The following is a 6,393-nucleotide window of genomic DNA, read 5'->3' as shown; positions in this document are numbered from 1 at the left end:
TGTCGGCAAGATAAACCTGTGTATCATCATGGATACTGTCGTTGTGGCTACGCACAGCTAATTTAACTGACAGCGAATTAAGTTGCTTAATAATGCCGCTACTGCGCTTGGGGTGACGTGGTGCAATGACTAATAATTTATGCTGTGTTTCCATCGCCAACCACATGCGGGCCAGTTGTAATTCTTCATCTTCATGGGTTGATGCCGCGAGTATGAAAGGACGGGGCAGTTTAATGGGATTTGTATCGGTAACCGGTTTGGCTGCGCTGAATTTGATATTCCCGATTACTTGCACTGTATCCGCTGCAGCGCCAAGTTCAACAAAGCCGTCAGCGTCGGTTTGTGATCGGGCCAACACTGTGGATACGTTTGAAAGCGTGCTGTGATAGAGATCTCTGATCCATCCACGGGTATTGAGCGTTTTTGCTGAAACCCGCGCGTTAATAATGAGCAAGGGTTGATTGCGGCGCGCGCAAGCTGCGTACAGGTTCGGCCACAGTTCTGTTTCCATAATTAAGGCACAGCAGGGTTTCACTCTCCTGAAGAAGCGCTGCACGGCGCTACGCCAGTCAATTGGCAGGTAGCAATGCTTTATTTGCTCACTGAATCGCTGCGTGACCATTTCCGCGCCAGTTGGCGTGACGGTAGTGACTATCACTGTCGTTTTGGGATAATTTTTATCCAGCGCCTTGATCAATGGTTCAGCCGCCAGAACTTCGCCCACTGACGCGGCATGTAGCCATATTGTGGGTTGCGATGAAATGGAAAAAGCAAAACCAAGCCTTTGCTGTAAATAGCGAAATTCCCGGCAGCGTATGGCTTGCCAAAGGGTATAACAGAATATGGGGAAGGCAGCGATCCACAAAAGCAGTTGATAGCGGAGCAGGCTGCGTGGGGCTGGATCTGTATTGTTTTTATTGCTCATCGTTTCTGATAGTCACCGGCCCGTATAAGGTTTGCTACCGTATTGAACTTGTGTCGTTGCTACCAGTCCTATGTCTGGGCTGACTCGATAATTATAAGTGATTGTAATTTCAGTTTTATCGCCAAAGAAAACAAGCCACAGGGTAAGCAGTTTGAACGGGTGTGGCAACTGGTTCCGTCATTTTGCCAAAGTATATTGGCCATCAGGAATATGATAGAATTCCGCGGCTTACGTATCACAGGATCGAGCCTCCGTTTGTGGTAATTATTAGAAAAATTAGATGACCTGCTGATCTACTTTTAACCAGCTTCTGTCCAATAGCGTTGTTGTTACCAATGTCCATTTACAAAATTCCCAGGCTTATTCGATTTATTTTCACGGTTGTTGTATTCAACGTTGTGGTTTTCAGCGTATTTCGTGTTGCATTCTGGGCCTATTTCAACAGCCCCACAGATCCTGTCGATCCTGGCACATTGGCCAACGCGTTTTTTATCGGATTTAAATTCGATGCGCGGGTAGCACTGATCATGGTGTTACCAATGTTATTGCTGGCCTGGATACCGTACCTGAATCCGTTTGCCAAAGCGGACCAGGCAGGAACGAGTCGTAGCCGGCACTTCTGGTTAGCGTATCTGGTGCTGGTATTTGCCCTGATGTTAATCGTATATATCACCCATTTTGCTTACTATGCCTACCTGCAGGTGCCACTTGATGCCACTATTCTGCGTTTTTTTGCCAATCCCGCTACTTCAGCCCTCATGGTATGGCAATCCTATCCCGTGGTTTGGCTGGTGCTGGCCTGGATGCTGGTATTGGCCATTTACACAGGGGTGCTCAATAAATTTTTAAACCTGGTCATGCAGCAGCCTCTGGATACGGTGCGCCGACGTTATAAAGTCGCCGTGGTGTCGACTGCGAGTTTTTTCATTATCTTCGGCTTATACGGTAAGTTGTCCTGGTATCCCCTGCGCTGGAGTGATGCCTATTTCAGTACCCATCCCTTTGCCGCTGCTGTGACAGTAAATCCTGCTATTCACGCGGCATCCACTTTAAAAAACAAGGATGTTCAATTCGACAAAGAGGCGGTGTCACAAAATTATGAATTAATGGCCGAATATCTTGGTGTTGACGAACCTGATAAGGAAGCATTGAGTTTTAAACGAGTCGGTCACGCCAATGGATTCCACGTATCACAGCCCAATGTAGTGATCGTATTACTGGAATCGTTTGCGACCTACAAAACGGGATTATCCGGCAATGCTCTCAACCCAACCCCCTATTTTGATAGTCTCGCCAAAGATGGTGTCTATTTTGATAACTTTTTTGTGCCGCATACCGGTACCGCGCGTTCTGTTTTTACAACACTCACTGGACTGGCTGATGTAGAAACCAGGCGTACCTCATCACGTAATCCGCTAATTGTTAATCAGCACACGATTGTTAATGCCTTTGAGAATTACCAAAAACTGTATTTTATCGGAGGCAGCGCCAGTTGGGGTAACATTCGAGGTATCTTGTCGCACAATATACCGGGGCTGAAATTATATGAAGAGGGTAGTTATGACTCGCCGCGCATGGATGTATGGGGCATATCGGATTTACACCTGTTTGAGGAATCGAACAAAATCCTGCGTACACAAAAGGAACCTTTTTTCGCGGTAATCCAGACCTCCGGTAACCATCGTCCCTATAACATTCCTGAAGATAATCGTGGCTTCGAGGTACGTGATGTTGCAAATAAAGAAGTCTTTGAACATGGCTTTCATTCGGTTGGGGAATATAATTCATTTCGCTTCATGGATCACAGTATTCGTATTTTCATGGAAGCGGTGAAACAGGAACCGTACTTTGAAAATACCATCTTTGTATTTTATGGCGACCATGGCATTCATGCCAATACCGGGGTACATACTCCGCCTTTTGAAGAACAGTTGAAGATTCAGGGTTTGCGCGTGCCGTTAGTGATTTATGCACCAAAACTGTTGCCCAAAGGCAAAGTGTTCAACAAGGTCGCTAGTGAAGTTGATGTATTGCCGACTATCGCTGGCCTTGCTGCCAATGGCTATGTGAATACCACCATGGGGCGAGATCTTTTTGATGAGCGATATGATGACGCACGTTACGCCTTCACCGTTACACACGGGCAGGGATTACGTATTGGTCTTCTCGATGAACGTTATTATTTTTTGATGAATGATGATGGAAGTAACAAGGTGTTGCATGATATGCAATCTGGCACTCCACGTGACAACGTCATGAGTCAATTTACCGAAAAGGCGACTGAGTTTGAACAATTGACTCGGGCAATATTTGAAACCACGCGCTATATGCGTTATCACAATTCGCGTATCTAGATACCTTCATGCCATTCCCGGTAAGAATTTTTCTTTCAGTTGTCATTATTGCAATAATGATGCTATGGATAATGTTGCCAGCGCGCTTTGATGTAGTGGCTCCTCGTATCGGTATGCCGGTCATTGTCAAAGCGGGTTCGACAATTGATCTTGGTATTACTTCGACGCTGCCTTTCTGGCAACCTCAATGGCAGGTTTCGCTTGCATTGCGTGAGCAACAGATTCCCCTGAACGTAACAGGGCAAAAGACAGATTTTAACAAACAGTCCCTGTCTGTTGAAATTCCAGATTCTGTTATCGCCGCGAGTTATTCGCTCATTGTTTCAGATGGCGAAAATGAAATTGTCCGACCTAAAGCAGTTCATGTAGTGACAGAATTTCCGGAGCAAGTGTCTATTGTGCAAATGGCTGATTTGCCTACCCTGGGTCGCGGTGATGGCGATCAACGCCTGCAACAGATTATTGACGAAATCAATATCATCAATCCACACCTGGTGTTGATGACCGGTGACATCGCCTATGGCGGTTCATGGGATCAGTATTATCGCTTGATTGCGGCAATGGAAAAAATCAATGCGCCAGTGATTGCTGCGCCTGGTAATCATGAGTATGAGGGTTGGGCAGGGTATCTGACCTTATTGGGCGAACCCTATCATTCAGTACGGTATGGCAACTATCAGATTATTGGCTTGAACTCGGGCCATGGCCGAGATCAGTTAACAGAAGCGCAATTTCGCTGGCTGGAAGATGAATTAAATAAACTGGAAGGGCGAACCCCCATCGTGCAGTTGCATCACCCTATGCATCATCGCCCGGATTTGCGGGGTTATGTAGCAATTCATGTAACGGATATGGTGCAGGCTTTCAGGGAAATGCAGGTGCCTATTGTGTTGTCGGGCCATTGGCACGGTGATGCGGTTTACGATGAAAGAGGTAATGACCGTCGCGACACCTGGGATTTTCCCGGGATACCCTATGTAGTGACCACTGCCGCAGGTGCTGATTTACGCGAAAAATATTCCAGTTCTCCTTTGCATCATGGCTATCGATTAATTTATCTGGATAGTGGAAAATTAGTGTCTTATACCTATGACATGAATGGTGATGGGGACAGAGATGCCACCAGTTCTATCCCAATGGGTAAGATAAGCAGTGTGCAGCAAGATGACACCAGCGTTTTGATTCAGAATGAATTGCACGAGTCATTTGCGAATGCCAGGATTCAAATCAAGGTCCCGGGAATCGTGACCGATCTAAAGCCGGATTACGGGAAACTGGTGAATCGTTTCAACGATGAAAATCACAGTTACTATGACATCGAGTTTCCGCTTGCTGCCAGGTCGGAGCAGCGAATACAGTTAACCAGTGAAAAATCCCGGATATGATCCATTATCTTTTACTCTATCAATTCCCGTTTCTATATTGCGTATCCATTGCGCTGGGGCTGGTTGTTTATGGGTCGGATTTTGATGAACTCGCCGGAAAACTGTTTTTAGTCCCGTTATTATTGCTGCCTGTGTTGCACTGGTTTACAGCGAAGCTGGTCAGGCCATTGTCTTCCCGGACGATAGCGACCAGTTTGTTAATGCTGGGTGCAATCCTTGTACTGTTTGTTTATCAAAAACTCCATTTTGCCTTCTGGGATGAACACTCACTGACACAATCTGTCATGTTGGTGGTATCAGGTATCTTATCTTACCTGGCCAGTATAATGGCCAGTATACGCTTGTCTGCCTGGCAGGGAGATCATCGCAAGGCTAGTACGGGCGCATGGCTGGTGCTGGGGATAGCCTGGTTGTTGGCATTCTATTATCCCATGAGCTCGCTATTTATAATGGCCGCAATTATGGCGGTTGCCTGTCTTTGGCCTGTTGCCGGATCCAGTGAGCTGCAATTATTGCAGTATAAAAAAAATCCAGTAGCAAGGCCGGTAAAATACCTGGTGTTTTTGCTGTCACTGGATCTGGGATTGGTGTTGTGGGATTACCAGGTAAATACCGGATGGGCATGGCATCTGGCTGCTGCATTTATTGCGGGAGCGTTGGGTAGTTGGCTGGCATTTAATTCGATCGCCAGAAACTACTGGATGATTGTCATCATCGCAATAGGGAACTTCATTGTTGCAGTTATTTGGCCGGCCTATGTATTACATTATATGCATAGCGCGCTAGTAGGCTTGTGCCTTGGCTGGAGTATCGTTCAGCTGGGGAACTTCCAGCAAAAGCCTGCCCCTATATTGGTGGTGTCAGGCGCGATGCCGATGTTTTTAGGGCTGGCCATAGGCAACTTATTTTATGCCAATATTGCTTATGTCCATTGGAGGGTAGTATTTCTGCTGCCACTGCTGATGTTGCTATTTTTCAAGTCCAGCAACGCCAATGCGGATCGGGTCGAGACAGTAAAAAACTAGATTGGTACGGTGGATTGATAACAGGTGGAGATTAGTTGTTAACGTGCGCCTTTTTTCCCGTAAACATCGGGTTCGCCTTCAGGTCGCGTTTTAAAACGTCTGTGTCCCCACAGGTATTGTTCCGGAGCCAGTTCGATTTGTTCTGCAATCAGTTCATTAACCAGTTTGGCATCCTTAACATCATCACCGCTGGGGAAGTTCTCCAAAGGGGGGAGGATAAACACGTCATAGCCAATTTCGTTTCTGCGTCGACGAGGAAAAAACGGAATAACCACGGCTTTACCCATTTTGGCAAGGCGGGACGTTGCGGTTAATGTTGATGTTTCAACACCCATAAACGGTGCAAAGACACTGTTTTGCGTACCAAAGTCCTGGTCCGGCGCATACCAGCACACCTCGCCTTTTCTTAATGCACGAATAAAGCTGCGAACATCGCGTCGTTCAATCAATCCTTTGGCATGCTTTTCACGACTTGCTTTCATAACCCGCTCGAATAATTCATTGCGATGCAATTTATACATATTATATGTTGGAATCTGCATGGCTAAAAAACGGCAACCGATTTCAAGGCTGGTAAAGTGAGCACTTAATAGCAATACTCCCTTACCTTGTTCCTGGGCCTGTCGTATATATTCAATTCCATGTACTTTGCCGAGTGGTGCCAGTTTTTTATCGCTTTCCCACCAGGAAGTGGGAATTTCCAG

General features: G+C 46.3%; 5 protein-coding genes. 3 read left to right on the top strand and 2 right to left on the bottom strand.

What is annotated here, in order from left to right; translation table 11 throughout:
- Positions 1 to 925 (bottom strand): 3-deoxy-D-manno-octulosonic acid transferase (locus ACWVCM_RS15560; protein ID WP_455202682.1); only part of this gene is annotated, 925 nt, incomplete at its 3' end.
- 335 nt (positions 926 to 1,260) lie between these two features.
- Between ACWVCM_RS15560 and ACWVCM_RS15555 the strand changes: the two genes are divergently transcribed.
- From ACWVCM_RS15555 to ACWVCM_RS15545, 3 genes are read left to right on the top strand one after another with little or no spacing between them, the layout of a single operon-like run.
- Positions 1,261 to 3,279 carry an LTA synthase family protein gene (locus ACWVCM_RS15555; protein ID WP_455202681.1) on the top strand — a complete coding sequence of 673 codons (2,019 nt, stop codon included), beginning with the start codon at positions 1,261 to 1,263 and terminating at the stop codon, positions 3,277 to 3,279.
- Positions 3,280 to 3,287: 8 nt separating this feature from the next.
- Positions 3,288 to 4,664 carry a metallophosphoesterase family protein gene (locus ACWVCM_RS15550; RefSeq protein WP_455202680.1) on the top strand — a complete coding sequence of 459 codons (1,377 nt, stop codon included), beginning with the start codon at positions 3,288 to 3,290 and terminating at the stop codon, positions 4,662 to 4,664.
- The gene (locus ACWVCM_RS15545) at positions 4,661 to 5,689 is read left to right on the top strand and encodes a hypothetical protein (RefSeq protein ID WP_455202679.1); all 1,029 of its coding nucleotides are present in this window, start codon (positions 4,661 to 4,663) and stop codon (positions 5,687 to 5,689) included. Before ACWVCM_RS15550 ends, ACWVCM_RS15545 begins: the two co-directional genes overlap by 4 nt.
- Before the next feature lie 38 nt (positions 5,690 to 5,727).
- Here ACWVCM_RS15545 and ACWVCM_RS15540 read toward each other — a convergent pair.
- The coding region (locus ACWVCM_RS15540) for an LpxL/LpxP family acyltransferase (RefSeq protein ID WP_455202678.1) at positions 5,728 to 6,393 on the bottom strand (666 nt) is incomplete at its 5' end.

The sequence above is a fragment of the Kaarinaea lacus genome (genome assembly GCF_975902315.1).
Note: the sequence above shows the minus strand (reverse complement) of the source record. Positions and strands in the feature narration are given on the sequence as shown.

What these genes read in the sequence shown, in the direction of transcription:
- ACWVCM_RS15555 (WP_455202681.1), top strand. Translation starts at nt 1,261, where the DNA reads ATGTCCATTTACAAAATTCCCAGGCTTATTCGATTTATTTTCACGGTT.
- ACWVCM_RS15550 (WP_455202680.1), top strand. Translation starts at nt 3,288, where the DNA reads ATGCCATTCCCGGTAAGAATTTTTCTTTCAGTTGTCATTATTGCAATA.
- ACWVCM_RS15545 (WP_455202679.1), top strand. Translation starts at nt 4,661, where the DNA reads ATGATCCATTATCTTTTACTCTATCAATTCCCGTTTCTATATTGCGTA.